At 70.2% G+C, this 17,578-nt stretch carries 15 protein-coding genes and 2 tRNA genes; 8 read left to right on the plus strand and 9 right to left on the minus strand.

The features are described from left to right. Window positions 1-315 precede the first annotated feature (315 nt). Window positions 316-1,155 (minus strand): SOS response-associated peptidase, encoded by an 840-nt coding sequence (locus tag ACGFNH_RS10605; RefSeq protein ID WP_393652663.1) that lies wholly within the window; start codon window positions 1,153-1,155, stop codon window positions 316-318. Between the two features lie 166 nt (window positions 1,156-1,321). Between ACGFNH_RS10605 and ACGFNH_RS10610 the strand changes: the two genes are divergently transcribed. From ACGFNH_RS10610 to ACGFNH_RS10625, 4 genes are all read left to right on the plus strand, one after another. Continuing rightward, window positions 1,322-2,035, plus strand: a complete 714-nt coding sequence (locus ACGFNH_RS10610) for a M50 family metallopeptidase (RefSeq protein WP_393652664.1) — start codon at window positions 1,322-1,324, stop codon at window positions 2,033-2,035. Between the two features lie 85 nt (window positions 2,036-2,120). Next, complete coding sequence (aroA, locus tag ACGFNH_RS10615; protein WP_393652665.1) at window positions 2,121-3,491, plus strand: 3-phosphoshikimate 1-carboxyvinyltransferase; 1,371 nt, start codon at window positions 2,121-2,123, stop codon at window positions 3,489-3,491. A gap of 11 nt (window positions 3,492-3,502) precedes the next feature. Continuing rightward, entirely contained in the window at window positions 3,503-4,522 is a 1,020-nt protein-coding gene (gene rsgA / locus ACGFNH_RS10620) for a ribosome small subunit-dependent GTPase A (RefSeq protein ID WP_393652666.1), read from the plus strand. Window positions 4,523-4,609: 87 nt separating this feature from the next. Continuing rightward, window positions 4,610-4,933 carry a DMT family transporter gene (locus tag ACGFNH_RS10625; protein ID WP_393652667.1) on the plus strand — a complete coding sequence of 108 codons (324 nt, stop codon included), beginning with the start codon at window positions 4,610-4,612 and terminating at the stop codon, window positions 4,931-4,933. 94 nt (window positions 4,934-5,027) lie between these two features. Here the strand turns inward: ACGFNH_RS10625 and ACGFNH_RS10630 are convergent, their stop codons facing one another. Continuing rightward, on the minus strand, window positions 5,028-5,762 hold the full coding sequence (locus tag ACGFNH_RS10630) for a TetR/AcrR family transcriptional regulator (RefSeq protein ID WP_393652668.1): 735 nt from the start codon (window positions 5,760-5,762) through the stop codon (window positions 5,028-5,030). A gap of 154 nt (window positions 5,763-5,916) precedes the next feature. On the opposite strand from ACGFNH_RS10630, the gene hisN reads away from it, so the two are divergent. Next, a complete protein-coding gene (gene hisN / locus ACGFNH_RS10635) occupies window positions 5,917-6,717 on the plus strand; it encodes a histidinol-phosphatase (protein ID WP_393652669.1) in 801 nt (266 codons plus the stop codon). A 180-nt stretch (window positions 6,718-6,897) separates the two neighbouring features. Next, a complete protein-coding gene (locus tag ACGFNH_RS10640) occupies window positions 6,898-7,299 on the plus strand; it encodes a cyclic nucleotide-binding/CBS domain-containing protein (protein WP_393652670.1) in 402 nt (133 codons plus the stop codon). Window positions 7,300-7,441: 142 nt separating this feature from the next. Here the strand turns inward: ACGFNH_RS10640 and ACGFNH_RS10645 are convergent, their stop codons facing one another. Beyond that, window positions 7,442-8,902 carry a catalase gene (locus ACGFNH_RS10645; protein WP_393652929.1) on the minus strand — a complete coding sequence of 487 codons (1,461 nt, stop codon included), beginning with the start codon at window positions 8,900-8,902 and terminating at the stop codon, window positions 7,442-7,444. Window positions 8,903-9,045: 143 nt separating this feature from the next. Here ACGFNH_RS10645 and ACGFNH_RS10650 point away from each other — a divergent pair, with 143 nt between their 5' ends. Further along, a complete protein-coding gene (locus ACGFNH_RS10650) occupies window positions 9,046-9,462 on the plus strand; it encodes a Fur family transcriptional regulator (RefSeq protein WP_393652671.1) in 417 nt (138 codons plus the stop codon). A gap of 205 nt (window positions 9,463-9,667) precedes the next feature. On the opposite strand, the gene ACGFNH_RS10655 is transcribed toward ACGFNH_RS10650, so the two are convergent. The 4 genes from ACGFNH_RS10655 to ACGFNH_RS10670 form a co-directional block, all read right to left on the minus strand. Next, a tRNA-Met gene (locus tag ACGFNH_RS10655) sits at window positions 9,668-9,741 on the minus strand. A 162-nt stretch (window positions 9,742-9,903) separates the two neighbouring features. Then, window positions 9,904-11,874 carry a tetratricopeptide repeat protein gene (locus ACGFNH_RS10660; RefSeq protein WP_393652672.1) on the minus strand — a complete coding sequence of 657 codons (1,971 nt, stop codon included), beginning with the start codon at window positions 11,872-11,874 and terminating at the stop codon, window positions 9,904-9,906. A gap of 164 nt (window positions 11,875-12,038) precedes the next feature. Further along, window positions 12,039-12,112 (minus strand) — tRNA-Met (locus tag ACGFNH_RS10665). Window positions 12,113-12,163: 51 nt separating this feature from the next. Further along, window positions 12,164-15,058, minus strand: coding sequence for a UPF0182 family protein (locus ACGFNH_RS10670; protein ID WP_393652930.1), 2,895 nt, complete (start codon window positions 15,056-15,058; stop codon window positions 12,164-12,166). A 136-nt stretch (window positions 15,059-15,194) separates the two neighbouring features. Between ACGFNH_RS10670 and ACGFNH_RS10675 the strand changes: the two genes are divergently transcribed. Beyond that, on the plus strand, window positions 15,195-15,746 hold the full coding sequence (locus tag ACGFNH_RS10675; RefSeq protein ID WP_393652673.1) for a PPA1309 family protein: 552 nt from the start codon (window positions 15,195-15,197) through the stop codon (window positions 15,744-15,746). Window positions 15,747-15,905: 159 nt separating this feature from the next. Here the strand turns inward: ACGFNH_RS10675 and ACGFNH_RS10680 are convergent, their stop codons facing one another. Together ACGFNH_RS10680 and ACGFNH_RS10685 are read right to left on the minus strand one after the other, a co-directional pair. Further along, window positions 15,906-16,997, minus strand: a complete 1,092-nt coding sequence (locus tag ACGFNH_RS10680; protein ID WP_393652674.1) for a PDZ domain-containing protein — start codon at window positions 16,995-16,997, stop codon at window positions 15,906-15,908. 91 nt (window positions 16,998-17,088) lie between these two features. Further along, complete coding sequence (locus ACGFNH_RS10685; protein WP_393652675.1) at window positions 17,089-17,349, minus strand: hypothetical protein; 261 nt, start codon at window positions 17,347-17,349, stop codon at window positions 17,089-17,091. Window positions 17,350-17,578 lie beyond the last annotated feature (229 nt).

Below are 17,578 nucleotides of genomic sequence, written 5' to 3' on the forward strand. Positions count from 1 at the left end.
CGAACGTCACCGGAACCGAGGACGCCCCGTCACCCACGCCGAGGACGGCGGAACGTCACCGCGGCCGGGGACGGAACATCACCCGGGCCGAGGACGGCCGAACGTCACCGGAACCGAGGACGCCCCGTCACCCACGCCGAGGACGGCGGAACGTCACCGCGGCCGGGGACGGAACATCACCCGGGCCGAGGACGCCCCGTCACCCACGCCGGGGACGGCCGAACGTCACCCGAGCCGAGGAAGGCGGAACGTCACCCGCCCCGAGGACGCCGAACGTCACCCACTCCGCAAGCCACCCGGCACCCGGCCGGCGGGTCAGAACAGCGTGCCCTCCTGCGGGGCTTCGAGCTCCTCCAGCAATTCGGGACCGTTGTTGCGGACGTTGCTGACGTCCGTGGAGACCGGGTAGGCGCGCATCATCCCCGGCGGAGGCGGCGCGAGCAGCGACCGCAGCTCGTCGGCGTCGGTCCGCGACGGGTCGAGCCAGGCGCCCCACCGGTCCCGGGGCAGCACCAGCGGCATCCGCGGATGGATGTCGGCCAGCGCCTTCGGCCCCTCGGCGCCGGACTCCTCGGCGCCGGACTCCTCCGCCCCGGCCAGCGGCGTCGTCTCCGCCTCGGTGGTGACCACGGTGCAGGTCACCCACCACGACCGGGGATGCGCCGCGGGCAGGGTCCCGTCACGCCAGAACTCGTAGAGGCCGGCCATCGCCATGACCGAACCGTCGGCCGGTGTCACGAAGTACGGCTGCTTGCGGGGCCTCTTGCGCTTGCCCTGCTCTTCCAGCGCGCGCTCGGACGTGGCGGTGACCCACTCGTAGTAGCCGTCGGCGGGCAGCAGGCAGCGCCGCGAGGAGAACGCCTTCTTGAACGAGGACTTCTCGTGGACCGACTCCGCCCTGGCGTTGATCATCTTCACCCCGACCTCGGGCGTCTTCGCCCAGGACGGCACCAGGCCCCAGCGCAGCATCCTGAGCTGGCGCACCGGGTCCGGGTTGTCCGACTCCTTGTCCCGGCGTTCCAGGACGGCGTAGACGTCCTTCGTCGGGGCGACGTTCCAGTCCGGGGCGAGGGCCTCCTTGGGCTCCCACTTCGCCACGTCGAACAGCCCGACGAGATCCTCGGGTCTCCGGCTCGCTGAGTATCGACCGCACATAAGTGCCACACTGCCACGACGCGCGTGCGACACGACACGCCCGATGCCGTATCCGCACACCCCGCATGCCGATGCCGCATGCCGACTCCGCACGCAGCACGCAGCACACAGCACACAGCACACAGCACACAGCACACCCGTACCGCCACGAGGGAGCCGCCCGTCCATGGACAGCACGAACATCGGCGATCTGTGGGACCGCGTCATAGGCACGCAGCCGGACCCCTCGGTCTGGCTGGTGGCCGTGACCGCGGCCGTCGCCCTCGCGGCCGTGGTGCCGCAGACCGCCTGGCGGCTGAGCCGTAACGCCGTGACGATCGCCCACGAGGGCGGGCACGGCCTCGTCGCCCTGCTCAGCGGACGCCGCCTGGACGGGATCCGGCTGCACTCCGACACCTCGGGCCTGACGGTCTCGCGCGGCAAGCCCACCGGCATCGGCATGGTCCTGACGGCCGCCGCCGGCTACATCGCGCCCTCGCTGCTGGGCCTGGGAGGCGCCTGGCTCCTGGTCGCCGGGCACATCACGCTGCTGCTGTGGGGCGCGATCGTGCTGCTGGTCGCGATGCTGGTGATGATCAGGAACGCATACGGCGTGCTGACACTCCTCGTCACCGGCGCCGCGTTCTTCCTCGTCTCCTGGCTCACCGAGGCCTCGGTCCAGGCCGCCTTCGCCTACGGCGTGGTGTGGTTCCTGCTCCTCGGTGGCGTACGGCCGGTCTTCGAACTGCAGACGAAGCGGCGCCGGGGCGGAGCCCCAGACTCCGACGCGGACCAGCTCGCCCGGCTCACGAACGTGCCGGCCGCCCTGTGGCTGTTCCTCTTCCACGCGGTCACGATCAGCTCGCTCATCGGCGGCGGCCGATGGCTGCTGGGCCTGTGACGTCCCTACCACCGTTGTATTTCGCGGGGGTTTCTCCGATTTTGATCAAGATCTGCGCTCCGTGCGAACCACTAAAGTGAAGGCCATGACCGGTAATCCCGTGCACACCGCCCACTGGCCCGCCCCGTTCGCGTCCGGCCCCGTCGACGCGACCGTCACCGTGCCCGGATCGAAGTCGGTCACCAATCGCGGCCTCGTCCTTGCCGCGCTCTCCTCGGAACCGGGCTGGCTGCGCCGCCCGTTGCGCTCCCGCGACACCCTGCTCATGGCGGAGGGCCTGCGCGCGCTGGGCGTCGGCATCGAGGAGACCGTCTCCAGCACCACATCGGGCCCGGGCAGCGCCCCCGGCAGCGGCGAGGCCTGGCGGGTCATCCCCTCCGGACTGCAGGGCCCGGCCACGGTCGACGTCGGCAACGCCGGTACGGTCATGCGGTTTCTGCCGCCGCTCGCAACCCTCGCCGACGGCCCCGTCCGCTTCGACGGCGACCCCCGCAGCTACGAACGGCCGCTGCACGGCGTGATCGACGCGCTGCGCGCACTGGGCGCCCGGATCGACGACGACAACCGCGGCGCCCTGCCGTTGACCGTGTTCGGCGGAGGCGCGCTGGACGGCGGGCCGGTCGAGATCGACGCTTCCTCGTCCTCGCAGTTCGTCAGCGCCCTGCTGCTGTCCGCGGCGCGCTTCAACCAGGGCGTGGAGGTGCGGCACATCGGCGACTCCCTGCCGTCCCTGCCCCACATCCGTATGACCGTGGACATGCTGCGGACCGTCGGGGCCCAGGTGGACACCCCGGAGGCCGGCGGCGAGCCGAACGTCTGGCGGGTCAAGCCCAGCGCGCTGCTCGGCCGGGACCTGGTGGTCGAGCCGGATCTGTCCAACGCCCAGCCGTTCCTGGCAGCGGCCCTGGTCACCGGCGGGCGGGTCACCATCCCGGACTGGCCCGAGCGCACCACTCAGCCCGGTGACGCACTGCGCCACATCTTCACCGAAATGGGCGGTTCCTGTGAACTCACCGACGCCGGGCTCACGTTCACCGGCAGCGGCCGCGTCCTCGGCATCGACGTGGACCTCGGCGAGGTCGGCGAGCTGACCCCCGGGATCGCGGCGGTCGCGGCCCTGGCCGAGTCCGAGTCGGTGCTGCGCGGCGTCGCGCACCTGCGGCTGCACGAGACCGACCGCCTCGCCGCGCTGACCAAGGAGATCAACGCGCTGGGCGGCAACGTCACCGAGACCTCCGACGGGCTGCGCATCCGCCCGCGCCCGCTGCACGGCGGGGTCTTCCACACCTACGACGACCACCGGCTGGCCACGGCCGCCGCGGTCATCGGCCTGGCGGTCGACGGCGTCGAGGTGGAGAACGTCGGCACCACCGCCAAGACCCTGCCCGGCTTCACCGACCTGTGGACCGCGATGCTCGGCGAACCGGCGGGGCGGGTCCCCGCACGGAGAGCCTGAGCGGTCCGGTCATGCGCCGCTACGGCAAGCACACCGACGAGGAAGACATCAGGGTCCGCCCGGGCCGCAAGGGCAGCAGGCCGCGTACGAGCATCCGGCCGAAGCACGAGGACGCGAGCGACGGCTTCGTCCTGACCGTGGACCGCGGTCGGCTGACGTGTCTCGTCGAGGACCGCATCATCACCGCGATGAAGGCCCGCGAACTGGGCCGCAAGGCCGTGGTGGTCGGCGACCACGTCGGCATCGTCGGCGACCTGTCCGGCGACAAGGACACCCTCGCCCGGATCGTCCGGGTCGAGAAGCGGGCCTCGGTGCTGCGGCGCACGGCGGACGACGACGACCCGTACGAGCGGGTGGTCGTCGCCAACGCCGACCAGCTCGCCATCGTCACCGCCCTGGCCGACCCGCCGCCGCGCCCCCGCCTCATCGACCGCTGCCTGGTCGCCGCCTACGACGCCGGCCTCGAACCGCTGCTCGTGCTCACCAAGTCCGACCTCGCCTCCGCCGAAACGCTGCTGGAGACGTACGAGCCGCTCGGCGTGCCGTTTGTGGTGACCAACCGCGAGGAGCTGAGGGACGGCGCCGCGGCGGACCGAGTGCGCGAGCGCCTGAACGGCCGGATCACCGCCTTCGTCGGCCACTCCGGGGTGGGCAAGACGACGCTGGTCAACGCCCTGGTGCCGGAGCGGCAGCGGGCGACCGGCGTGGTGAACGCGGTGACCGGACGCGGCCGGCACACCACCACCTCGGCCCTGGCGCTGCCCTTGCCCGGCAGCGAGGGCTCCGACGGGGGCTGGGTGATCGACACCCCGGGCGTACGGTCCTTCGGCCTGCACCATGTCGATCCCTCGCGGGTCATCAACGCCTTCCCCGACCTCGTGCCGGGCACCGCGGAGTGCCCGCGCGCGTGCAGCCACGACGAGAAGGACTGCGCCCTGGACGCTTGGGTGGCGGAGGGGCACGCGGATCCGGCCCGGCTGTTCTCGCTGCGTCGGCTGCTCGCGACGCGCGAGCGGCGCGAGGGAGACTGAGAGCCGGACGTTTGCTCTGCAATCAGGACGGCAAGGGCATAATCACGCCAGGACAGGCGAAGCGGTCACCAACGGGGAGGCTCGAACATGGCGTGGCTGCTGGTGATCGTCGCGGGCCTCCTGGAGGTCGGCTTCGCCGTCGGACTCAAGCTCTCCCACGGCTTCACCCGGCTCTGGCCGACGATCGCCTTCTGCGCCTTCGCTCTCGGCAGCTTCGGACTACTGACCCTCGCCCTGAAGCGGCTGGACGTCGGTCCGGCGTACGCGGTCTGGACCGGCATCGGCGCGGCCGGCACCGCCGTCTACGGCATGATCTTCCTCGGCGACGTCGTCTCCACCCTGAAGATCGTCTCGATCACGCTGGTGATCGTGGGCGTGGTGGGCCTGCAGTTGTCCGGCGGCGTCCGCTGACGCTCGGTCATCGGCCGGGCCCCGCCGCCGAGCTGACGCTTCATCGGGCGAAGCGGCGTCCCCGGGGACCGGCAGCAGACCGCGGGCGGCGGCGTCAGGCGGGCTGGCGCTCACCGCGGCCAGGCACCGGCGCGGATGGCCGGGCCGCCGCCCTCGGCGGCAGGAGACCCGGTACACAGCGGCGTACGAGCTGCGCAGGATCGTCCGCCCCGGCCGGCACCACCACGTACGACAGCGCCAGCCGCACGGCCACCTCGCAGGCGCAGGCCAGCCGTTGCGCCTCCTCCCCGGGCCGGTCGCGCTCCAGCACCGCCTGGGCACGATCACGGACCTGGCGCAGCAACTCACCGGCCGAGGGCGGGACGGCATCGGCCCGCCGCTGCGCCGGCACGTACGAGGACGTGGCCCCCGTCGCGCGGACCGGCGAGGGCAGTCGCTCGCTGTAGAAGCCGGTCAGAACGGCGCGCAGCAGGGGGCTTCTTCGCGCGCTGCGGACGGTCCACTCGGCGACGGCCGCCAGCCGCGCGACCGGGTCGGCGTCGCCTTCGGAATCCATCACCCTCGGCGCGGCCCGGCCCGTGCCGGTGCCGGTGCCGGTGCCGGTGCCGGTGCCGGCGACCAACATGCCCTCGATACCGGCGAGATAGACATCGGCCTCATGCCGTATCAGGGCCCGGGCCAGGCCGTCCTTGCTGCCGAACTCGTTGTAGAGCGTCTGTCTGGACACTCCTGCCGCCGCTGCGACGTCCACCATCCGCACAGCGGACCACGGCCGGCCCGCGAGTGCCGCGAACGCAGCGTTCAGCAGGGATTCACGCGCAGTAGGCACCGTTGCCTCCCCGGCCATGCGGCTCACATGGCCTGCCGTGCGCACGAGGATTGACGGGTCGCTAGGGAGTGTCAATAGCTCTGACGGAGCACGATCACACCCATACGGACACGCTCGTGTGGTAGGTCCCAACCTCCCTGGATACTGTTCGCCCATGCCCGACTATCACGATGATCTGCGCCTGGCCCACGTGCTCGCCGACGCCGCGGACGCCGCCACCATGGACCGGTTCAAGGCCCTCGACCTCAAGGTCGAGACCAAACCGGACCTGACGCCGGTCAGTGAGGCCGACAAGGCCGCCGAGGAGTTGATCCGCTCCTCACTCTCGCGCGCACGGCCGCGCGACGCCGTACTGGGCGAGGAGTACGGCAGCGAGGGCGCCGGCCCCCGCCGCTGGATCATCGACCCCATCGACGGCACCAAGAACTACGTCCGCGGGGTCCCCGTCTGGGCCACGCTGATCTCGCTGATGGTGCCCGGCGGCAGCGGCTTCCAGCCCGTCGTGGGCGTGGTGTCGGCGCCGGCGCTGGGGCGTCGCTGGTGGGCGGCGCAGGGCGGGGGCGCGTACACCGGGCGCAGCCTGACCTCCGCCACCCGACTGCGGGTCTCGAAGGTCAGCAAGATCGAGGACTCGTCGCTGGGGTACTCCTCGCTCAGCGGCTGGGAGGAGCAGGGCCGGCTCGACGGCTTCCTCGACCTGACGCGCGCCTGCTGGCGGACGCGCGGGTACGGCGACTTCTGGCCGTACATGATGGTGGCCGAGGGCTCGGTGGACATGTGCGCCGAGCCTGAGCTGTCGCTGTGGGACATGGCGGCGAACGCGATCATCATCCAGGAGGCGGGTGGCGAGTTCACCGATCTGGACGGCGTCCGCGGACCGGGGGGCGCGAATGCCGCGGCGTCCAACGGCCTGCTCCACAACGAGCTGCTCGGATACCTCAATCAGCGCTACTGATCCGTACGTGCTCCATCCGCCCCCTTGTTGCCTCAGCGTGAGCATGTGAACATGAGAGTCCCCAAGCTTGTGAACTTGTGAATCCTTTCACGTGGCAATGCGGGCACGGGGAAACTGTCGCGCCGGGAAGCGGCGTGCGGATTCACAGGTCCAGCGGACACGAAAGAGGTGGCTCCATCCATGCTCGTCCGTGACGCCATGAGCACGGTGGTCCTCACAATCGGGCCCACCCACACGCTCCGCCAGGCCGCCCGGCTGATGGCCGGCCGCCGGGTCGGGGCGGCCGTGGTCCTCGACACCGACACCAGCGGGCTCGGCATCATCACCGAGCGCGACATCCTCAATTCCGTAGGCGCAGGACAGGACCCCGACCAGGAGACGGCACACGCACACACCACGACGGACGTCGTCTTCGCAGCACCCGAGTGGACCCTGGAGGAGGCCGCGGCAGCCATGTGCCATGGCGGGTTCCGGCATCTGATCGTCCTCGACGACCATGAACCCGTCGGGGTCGTCTCCGTCCGCGACATCATCCGCTGCTGGGCCCCGGCCGGATCCCAGCCCTCCGTACTGGCGGGCTGAGCAGGCCCGGCACAAGCCCAGCGGGCCGGCCCGAGCAGAGCGCTCCGGCCGGTCCGAGGAACCAGCGACCGAGGCAGCCGCCCAACGAGATGAGGAGCCGGACTCCCCCACGGGGTCCGGCTCCTCGTACGACAGGCGACGGTCAGCCGCGCAGGGCCTGGATCGCGGCGTCCAGCCGCTTGCCGTAGTCCTCGTCCGCCTTGCGGAAGTTGGCGATCGCGCGGTCGGCGATGTCGTCGCGCGAGACCTGGGCGATGAAGCCGGCGAGGTTGTCCACCAGACGCTGCTTCTCGTCCTCGGACATCAGGCGGTAGAGATTGCCCGCCTGGACGAAGTCGTTGTCCTCGGCGTGCGACGGGGCGACATGGTCGCCGGTCCGTCCGTTGACCGCGGTGGACTGCCACAGCGGTCGGCCGGTCTCGGCCGGGCCCCCGAAGCTGTTCGGCTCGTAGTTCTTCGCACCGGCGTGACGGCCGTCGTACATCACACCGTCACGGCCGTGGGTGCGCGCCTCGGTCGCGTGCGGACGGTTGACGGGGAGGTGGTCGCCGTTGATGCCGACGCGGTAGCGGTGGGCGTCGCCGTAGGAGAAGAGACGACCCTGCAGCATCTTGTCCGGGGACGGTCCGATGCCGGGCACGAAGTGCGCCGGAGAGAAGATCGACTGCTCGACCTCGGCGAAGATGTTCTGCGGGTTGCGGTTCAGCTCCAGCTTGCCGATCTCGATCGGCGGGTAGTCCTCGTGCGGCCAGACCTTGGTCAGGTCGAACGGGTTGAAGCGGTAGTCGGCCGCCTCCGCCGCGGGCATGATCTGCACCTGCACGGTCCAGCTCGGGAACTCGCCGCGCTCGATGGACTCCCGCAGATCGCGCTGGTGGCTGTCCGGGTCGAGGCCGGAGGTCTCGGCCGCCTCCGATGTCGTCAGGTTCTTGATGCCCTGGTCGGTCTTGAAGTGGTACTTGACCCAGAAGACCTCGCCGGCCTCGTTGTTCCACTGGTAGGTGTGCGAGCCGTAGCCGTTCATATGGCGGTACGAGGCGGGGATGCCGCGGTCGCCGAACAGCCACGTCACCTGGTGGGTCGACTCGGGCGACAGACCCCAGAAGTCCCAGACGTTGTCCGCCTCCTGCGAGCCGGTGTACGGGTCGCGCTTCTGGGTGTGGATGAAGTCGGGGAACTTGATGGCGTCCTTGATGAAGAACACCGGGGTGTTGTTGCCGACGAGGTCGTAGTTGCCCTCCTCGGTGTAGAACTTCAGCGCGAAACCGCGGGGGTCGCGCACCGCGTCCGCCGAGCCGAGGTTGCCCGCGACCGTGGAGAAGCGGAGGAAGACCTCGGTCTGCTTGCCGATCTCGGAGAGGAACGTCGCGCGCGTGTACTTCGTCACATCCGCGGTCGGGGTGAAGGTGCCGTACGCCCCGGCGCCGCGTGCGTGGACGATGCGCTCCGGGATGCGCTCGCGGTTGAAGTGGGCGAGCTTCTCCAGCAGGTGCTGGTCCTGAACCAGGACCGGGCCGCCGATTCCCGCGGTCTCGCTGTTCTGGTTGTCCGCGACCGGAGCCCCGGACTCCGTGGTCAGCGGGCCATTCGCCTCAGCCTGCATCGTCACGTGCGCCTCCTGCGAAATCGTCCTGTCCCTTGGCGAAGTGCCGGAATCGATCCTACATTGGACTTAGTCCAAGTCAAGAAGATGCCGAAGACCGTACCCGTTCAGGGCATGGCTCCCGCACTGTTAGGCTGAATGTCATGAGTGACCTGCTGGAACGACTTCGTGCACGCGGCTGGCGGCTCACCGCTCAGCGGCGAGTCGTGGCCGAGGTTCTCGATGGGGACCACGTCCACCTGACCGCCGACGAGGTCCACGCACGCGCCGCCTCGCGCCTGCCCGAGATCTCGCGCGCGACGGTCTACAACACGCTGGGCGAGCTCGTCACGCTCGGCGAGGTGATCGAAGTCAGCACGGACCGCCGCGCCATGCGGTACGACCCCAACGCGCACCACCCGCACCAGCACCTGGTGTGCGCGAAGTGCGGCACGGTCCGCGACGTCCACCCCGGCGGCAATCCGCTCGCCGACCTGCCCGACAACGAGCGCTTCGGCTTCGCCGTCTCGGACGTCGAGGTCACCTACCGCGGCGTCTGCCCGAACTGCCGCGCCGCCTGAGCCCGGCGCCGTCGGCCAGGCCACCGCACCGCACTCCACCGCCTCCATCTGCGCGCCCGGCCCCGGTCACACCACCCGGATCGGCGCTCTGTACTCCGTGACCGCGCGCCTCACACAGGCCCCGCCTGAGGTCCTCTGTATGCCGAAGGCCCGGATCACATGCCGAAGGCCCGGATCCCCTGAGGGATCCGGGCCTTCGTTCTCGTAGCGGGGACAGGATTTGAACCTGCGACCTCTGGGTTATGAGCCCAGCGAGCTACCGAGCTGCTCCACCCCGCGGCGGTAGACATGACTCTAGCCGCACGCCATGGACCAGCGCAAATCCTCTCGGAGGCTGCCTCCGCCTGAGCCCCCGTCGCTCACACGTCCCGGCGCGGCACTCCGCCCACCCCCACGGTCGGCGGTGGGCGGAGGCGTTCCACGCGGGCCTCGGAAGCGGCGCTACGCGGTCAGTTCCTGCTGAAGGGCGTCCCGCAGGCGGGCCGCACGCTCGGCGACCTCCGGCGGACCCTTCTCGACCGCACGCGAGCACCAGTGCTGCGCCTCCGCCAGCTCACCACGGCGCGCGGCGAGCAACGCGAGCCGCAGCGCAGCCCGGCCGTGCCCGGCCGACGCCGCCCGGGTCCACCAGAGCGCCGCCTCCGGCTCGCTGCCCTCGCGCGCAAGGAGCAGGCCCAGGTTGAACGCGCCGTTGCGGCTGCCCGCCTCGGCGGCGATGCGGTACCACCGCGCGGCCTCGGCGTTGTCACCGCGGAACGCCGCGATCATCCCGCAGCGCACCTGCGCCCGCCGGTGTCCCTGCTCGGCCGCACGCTCGTACCACTCCTCGCACTCGGTCGTCCCGCCGTCCCCCTCCTCGGGGCGCTGCCGCCGCTCGAGCAGCGCGCCCAGCCGGAAGGCCGCCTCGGCACTGCCACCGCCGGCCGCACACCGCAGATGGCGCTCGGCGTCCTGCTCGTTGCCGTCCCTCAGCAGGGCGATGGCCACCTGGAGCGCGGCGTCGGTGTGACCTGCCGCCGCGGCACGCTCGTACCACTGCAGCGCGGTGCGGTCGTCGTCCCGACTGGCGTGCAGAATCCCGAGGTTGAACGCCGCGTCGACGCTGCCCGCCTCGGCGGCCTTGGAGAACCACGGCTCGGCGCCCGCCGCGTCGCTGCGCTGCAGCAGCAGAACGGCCAGCGCGTTGGCGGCCTCCCGATGTCCGGCGTAGGCGGCACGGCGGTACCACTGCTCGGCCTGCGGCGTGCGGGCCTGCTCGGCGCAGAGCAGCCCCAGGTTGTACGCACCGTTGACGTCGCCCGCGTCGAGCGCGGCGCGGTACCAGCGCTCCGCCGTCTGCGGCTCACCGCGGTCGGCGTGCAGCGCTCCCAGGGCGTTGGCCGCGTTGCCGTCGCCCTTCTGGGCGGCGCGGCGCCACCAGATGGCGGCACTGTCGGTGTCGCCCGCATCGCGCAGCAGGAAGCCGAGCGAGCAGGCCGCGCGCGCCTCGCCGTCCTTGGCGGCCGTGAGGTACCAGCGGCCCGCCTCCTTCGCCTCGCCGCGCTCCTCCAGCAGCGTCCCCAGGTAGAGCGCGGCGCGCCGATGTCCACGCGCCGCCGCCTGCCGGTACCACTGCTCCGCCTCGGCCGTGGCGTCCCGGTCCGCCTCACCATCGGGCAGCGCACCGCCCTCCGCTGCGGCGCCACGGCGGACGCCATCGGCGCGTACGCCGCCGGCGCCCGGGGCCTCCCGGTCGCCGAGCTCCGCGCCCATGAGGTCGCGGTCAGCGGCGTCGTGGGCCCGCCGGTCCAGGACGCGCGCGAGACGGTACGCGGCCTCGCGGTGGCCCTGGTCCGCCGCGGCGCGGAACCAGCGTTCGGATCCGACGTCGCTGCGGTGCTCCAGCAGATCGGCCAGCGCGTACGCACCGAGCGCATGACCGGATTCGGCCGACTGCCGCAGCCAGTACTCGGCTGACGGCTCGTCACCACACTCGCGGTAGTGGCGCCCGAGCGCATGGGCGGCGGCCGCGGAACCGGCGACAGCGGCGATCCGCCACCAGCCGGCCGCCTCGTCCGCGTAGCCCCGCTGGTGCAGCAGCACACCCAGGTTGTTGGCCCCGGCGCGGTCGCCCGCGCTGGTCGCGGCGCGCAGCAGCGGCTCGGCACCGTCGAGGTCCCCCCGGCGCAGCAGGAGCGCGCCCAGGACGCTCATCGACTCGGCACTGCCCGCCTCGGCCGCCCGACGGTGGCGTGCCTCGTCCTCGGATGCCTGGGCGGCCGGCATACCGGCGGTCGGGTCGATGGCGAGGTCGGCGTTGGTGTCCTCACAGGTCGCGGCGGAATCGGGCACGGCGGGGACCCGCTCGTCGACGGGCGGGTCCGCAAACCGACCTGATTCCAACAGAATTGCCTTGTCCCCCATAAGGGCCATCGTCGCACCACCTGCAACCTGCGTACACCTGGTATACCGCAGCCAGTGAAGTCACTTCGGCGTTTTGTCGACTTCCCGACACGGCCGCAAACCAAACTCCGTTACACAGGTTCCCCCACACAAGCGAAGGACCCGGAGTCTGTTGACTCCGGGTCCTTCTGTCGTAGCGGGGACAGGATTTGAACCTGCGACCTCTGGGTTATGAGCCCAGCGAGCTACCGAGCTGCTCCACCCCGCGCCGTTGTGTTTTTACTCTAGCACGGCGCGGGGTGGCGCCTTCTCCATCGTCCTACTGGGCGGGCTTCTTCTCCGCGGGCTTCCCGTCACTCTTCTGGTCGGCCTTGGCCTCCGCGTCGGCCGCCCGCTTCAGCGCATCCTGCAGGTCCTCCTGCGCCTTGCCGTACGCGGTCCAGTTCTGCTCCTGGAGCGCCTTCTGGCCGGCTTCGAACGCCTTCTGCGCGTCGTCGAGCGCCTCACGCACCGTCGGGTCCTGGGACGGTGGTTGCTCCGTCCCCGGTGGTTCCGTGGTGCCCGGCTCGCTCGGCCCCTGCTCCCCGAAGACTTCGTCGAGCGCTTCGCCGAGGGTGTTCCGGAAGGCCGTCTGGTCGTTGTAGGAGACCAGAACCTTTCTCAGGAGCGGGTAGTTGGTGCCGGCACCCCGGACGTAGACCGGCTCGACATAGAGCAGTCCTCCGTCCATCGGGACGGTCAGCAGGTTGCCGTACTCGACCTCCGAGTCGCCTCTCTTGAGGATGTTGATCTCGTTGGCGATGTCGGTGTCGGAGTTGAACTTGGACTGCACCTGCTGCGGTCCCGACACCGTGGTGTTGGACGGCAGTTTGAGGATTCTGATTCTGCCGTAGTCGCGACTGTTCGCGTCCGCGTCGACCGCCATGAAGGCGCCGAGGTTCTCGCGTCCCTTGGGCGTGAAGGTCGTGGACAGCGAGAACGTCTGCGCCCGCTGGTCCGGCATCTTCATGCTGAGGTAGTACGGCGGTACCGCGATCCCCGACTTGGTCGTCGGGTCGTTGGGGACCTGCCACACCTCACTGCCGCTGTAGAACTGCACGGAGTTGGTGACGTGGTAGCGCGTCAGCAGCTCGCGCTGCACCTTGAACAGGTCCTGCGGGTACCGCAGATGCTGCATCAGGTCGGGGTCGATCGAGCTCTTGGGCTGCACCGTGCCCGGGAACGCCTTCTTCCAGGTCTTGAGGACCGGGTCCTTGGTGTCCCACTCGTACAGCTTCACCTTGCCGTCGAAGGCGTCGACCGTCGCCTTCACCGAGTTGCGGATGTAGTTGACCTGGTTCTGCTGCGCGACGACGGCCCGCTGGCCGTCGGTCAGCGAGTCGGCCGTCGTGTCCCCCAGCGTCGTACGCGAGGAGTACGGGTAGCCGTTGGAGGTCGTGTAGGCGTCGACGATCCACTGGACGCGGCCGTCGACCACCGCCGGGTAGGCGTCGCCGTCGATGGTCAGCCATGGCGCGACCGACTCGACCCGCTCCTTGGGCGTGCGGTTGTAGAGGATCCGCGAACCCTCGCCGATCGCCCCGGAGTAGAGGATCTGCGGCTCGTTGAAGGCCACGGCGTACGCCGCGCGGTTCATCGGGTTCGAGAGGTTCACACCGCTCTTGCCGGTGTAGCTGTACAGCTTCTCGCCGCCCGCGTCGGAGTAGTCGAGCTCCTTCTGCGGGCCGCCGACGATCGAGTACTGCGAGGTCTTCTCGCCGTAGTAGATGCGCTGTTGGTACTTGCCCAGATCGCCCTTGGCGGGAAGGTCGGACTCGGTGAAGTCCGGGGCGCCGCCCGACTTGGTCTCCGTGCCCTTCGCCGTCACCGCGCCGAAGCCGTGGGTGTACTTGAAGTGGTCGTTGATCCAGTTGCGCTCGGGGATGCCGCTGATGTCCAGCTCGCGCATACCGATGACGGTGTCCTGCTCCTTGCCGTCCTTGGGATAGCGGTCCACGTCCAGCGTGCCGGGGAAGCCGTAGTAGCCACGCACCTGCTGGAGCTGCTGGAAGGTGGGCGAGACCACGTTCGGGTCCAGCAGCCGCATGCTCGCCGTGGTGTCGGCGTCGGTGCGCAGCTTCGCGGCGTCATTGGTGTTGCTGACCCCGGAGTAGTCCGAGACCTTCGCCCCGTTGATGCCGTACGCCTGGCGCGTGGCATCGATGTTCTTCTGGATGTACTCGGCTTCCTTGGCCTGCTCGTTGGGCTGGACCTGGAACTTCTGCACGATGGCCGGGTACAGGCCGCCGATCAGGATCGCGGACAGCACCATCAGGCCGAAGCCGATGACCGGAAGCTGCCAGGTACGCCGCCAGAGCGTGGCGAAGAAGAGCACCGCACAGATCACCGCGATGCAGAAGAGGATCGTCTTCGCCGGCAGATAGGCGTTGGCGTCGACGTACTTCAGACCCGTCCAGTTGTCGGTCGACTTCAGGTCGCTGGACTTCACGGCCAGGCCGTAGCGGTCGAGCCAGTAGGCCACGGCCTTGAGCGAGACGAAGACGCCGAGCAGCACCGAGAGATGGCCCGTGGCGGCGGCGGTGGCACGCGCGCCGGGGCTGGTGATCCGCAGGCCCCCGTACAGGTAGTGCACCAGGGCGGCGGCGATCAGGCCCAGCACCGTCGCCGCGAAGCCGAAGCCGAGCAGGAAGCGGTACCAGGGAAGGTCGAACGCGTAGAAGGACACGTCCTTGTGGAACTGCGGGTCCTTCGACCCGAACGAGACCCCGTTGACCCAGAGCAGCCAGGTGCGCCATTGGCCGGAGGCGGAGGCGCCCGCGATCAGCCCGACGAGGGCGGTGACCCCGAGCAGCACCCACTTCTTGTACGGCGCGATGCTCATCCGGTAACGGTCGAGGCTCTGCTGCTCCACGGACATCGCGCTCAGCGGCGGGCGCAGCTTGTGCGCCAGCCAGATGTTGAGCCCGACGGCCACGGCCATGAGCAGGCCGAACACAAAGAAGAGACCGATCTTGGTCCACAGGGTGGTGGAGAAGACCGAGGAGAATCCGACCGAGCGGTACCAGAGCCAGTCCGTCCAGAACCCGGCGAACATGACAAAGAGCATCGCCAGTACGGCGAGTACGCCCAAGGTCATGAGCAGGGTTCGTACGCGGCGGGACGGCCGGCCGACTCTGATCCGTGGACCCGTCGGGCCTCCCCCACGGTCCGGCATCTGGAAAGCCAAGGTGCGCACCTCGAAGTTTCGCTGTCGTATGAGCAGGCCCCGCGATAGTAGGGCCCACCCATGCAACTTACTCAAGCTTTACCCAGTTCCCGGTTCCGGTTACGAACAGGGCAAGATACCGACCATGTCCAATGCCTCCTCCGGAACACCGATGGCCGCAAGCCCGCTGACCCGCGCCGTCCTCGAGATCGACGAGTACGCCTCGGGGCTCGGCTGGGACCAGCCCGCCCGCCTCTTCGCCCTCGTCGACACCGATCAGCTGCGCGCCCAGGAGCCCGGCCTCGCCGACCAGCTCGGCATCGACAACGACGCGGAAGCCACGCTGACGCCGGTCGAACAGGACGAGTTGCCCTCCGGCACCCCGCTCGACGAGTTCCTCGCCACCATCGCCTGGCCCGATGCCGTGGTCGGCTGCGCCCTGACCGTGGAGCGGCTGCTCCTGCCGCCCTCGGCGGAGGAGTCCGTACCCGAGGACGTGGACGAACAGCGGCTGTCTGCCTGGGTGGCCGAGCACCCCGAGCGCCGGGAGGTCAGGATGACGGTGGCCGTGCTGCGGGACGGTGCGCGCGAAACGGCACTGCGTCTGCGGGAGAAGGACTCCTCGACCGAGGTGCTCACCGGCTCCGACCTGGTGCCGGGACTGGCCGCGGCACTGGCGGCGACCTTCGCCGAGTAGACACCGGCCCGGCTGTCCGGAGGCGGCGCCTCCGAGGCCCGCGCCTTGAGGCGCACGGGCGACGGGGGCCGTAGCCGGAGGCCAAGGTCGGGGCGTACCCGACGAGGTGGGTTGCGTGACTGCGGCCGAGGCCCGGGCCCCGGGGCCTGGCCGACCGGGTCAGCCCGTCGTGCAGCGCTCCAGGGCGCCCGTGTCACCGGCGCGGATCTGCTTGAGCGCCTTCACGGCATCGTCGATCGTCCCGACCTTGACGAGCGTCAGGCCCGAGGGCACGTCCCGCGCCGCCGCGGCGCAGTTGTCCTCGGGCGTCAGGAAGTACTCCGCCCCCTTGGCGCGGGCACCGACGGTCTTCATCTGGATCCCGCCGATCGGCCCGACCTTGCCGGCGTCGTCTATCGTGCCCGTCCCCGCCACGAAGTCGCCGCCCGTCAAGTCGCCGGGCGTCAACTTGTCGACGATGCCGAGCGCGAACATCAGGCCGGCGCTCGGCCCTCCGACATCGGCGAGCTTGATGTCGATCTGGAACGGGAACGTGTGGTCGGTCCCCGCCTGGATGCCGACGATGGCCCGGTCGTCGTCCGGCGCCTTCCGTGTGGTGATGGTGAGGGTCTCGCGGGTCGACGGCTCCGGCTTGCGGGCCTTCTCCGCCGCCGCGGCCGCCTTCGCCGGAATGATCGTGAAACGGACCTTCTGCCCCGGCTTGCGCTGCGTGACCAGCTTCGCCACATCGCCCGGCTTGGTCACCCGCTTCCCGTCCACAGCCTTGATCACATCGCCCGCGTGCAGTGTGCCCTCGGCCGGGCTGTCCTTCACCACCGTCGCCACGACGACGCGGGCAGCGACCGGAACGTCCAGCACATTCATGGCCGCGACCTTGGCGCTCTCCTGGGACTGGCTGAACTCCTCGGCGTTCTCCTGGGTGGCCTGCTCGGCGGTCTGGCCATCCGGGTAGAGCGTGCTGTGCGGGACGACCGCGTCGTCGTGCGAGAGCCAGCCGGCAACCGCCTCCACGAGGTTCATCCGGTAGTCCGCGCCGGTCACCCTGACCGTCGTCATGTTGAGGTGCCCGGTCGCCGGATATGTCTTGCGCCCCGAGATCTGCAGCACCGGCTCGCCACCGTGATCGCCCAGCGTGTTGACGGTCGGGCCGGGAGACATCTCCGAATACGGCACGGGGATGAGGACTCCCGCGCACAGCAGCGCGATGAGCATCAAGGTGGAGGCGAGCATCGTCGCGGTGCGGCGTGGCATGTGAACGACAGTACGGGACCGGTCCGACAGTGCACTCCGGGGGCCGGTACGTCCTGGGCGGCCCTGACCCACGGGGTGCGGGCGCCGACGCTCAGGCGGCAGCGTCGGAGTCGGACGCCGACGCGGAGGCCGCGGCGGCGGCGGGAGCGGGAACCTCGTCCAGACGGTCCGAACCGTCGGGACCGTCCGAATCGGAACCGGACCGGGAACGCTCCATCGCCTCACGGAACCGCTCATAACCGGCCAGTTCGGCGACATCGCCGACCTTGCGATTGCGCGATGCCCAGCGCGCCCACAGCGCGGCGACAACGGCCGCGACGACCGGAATCAGCAACCAAGCGAGCGCCGCCATACCGGCCTCCCGACCCCATGCACAAACGAGAACCGACAACCGCAACTGACTGATCAGCAGATTAACCATCCGCCCGATCAACGCTCACGGTGGGGGGTGAGTTACGCAACCGGAGACGAACCGTCAGTGCGCCATACGGGTCCGCTTGCCCTCGAACGACGTTGCCATGCCCGTGCGATGGGGCTGAGCTGCGACCCGCCGGGCACGGGGAGGCGGTACGGCGGCGTTA

Origin of the sequence: Streptomyces sp. NPDC048639 (assembly GCF_043199075.1) — a bacterium.
GTDB lineage: Bacteria > Actinomycetota > Actinomycetes > Streptomycetales > Streptomycetaceae > Streptomyces.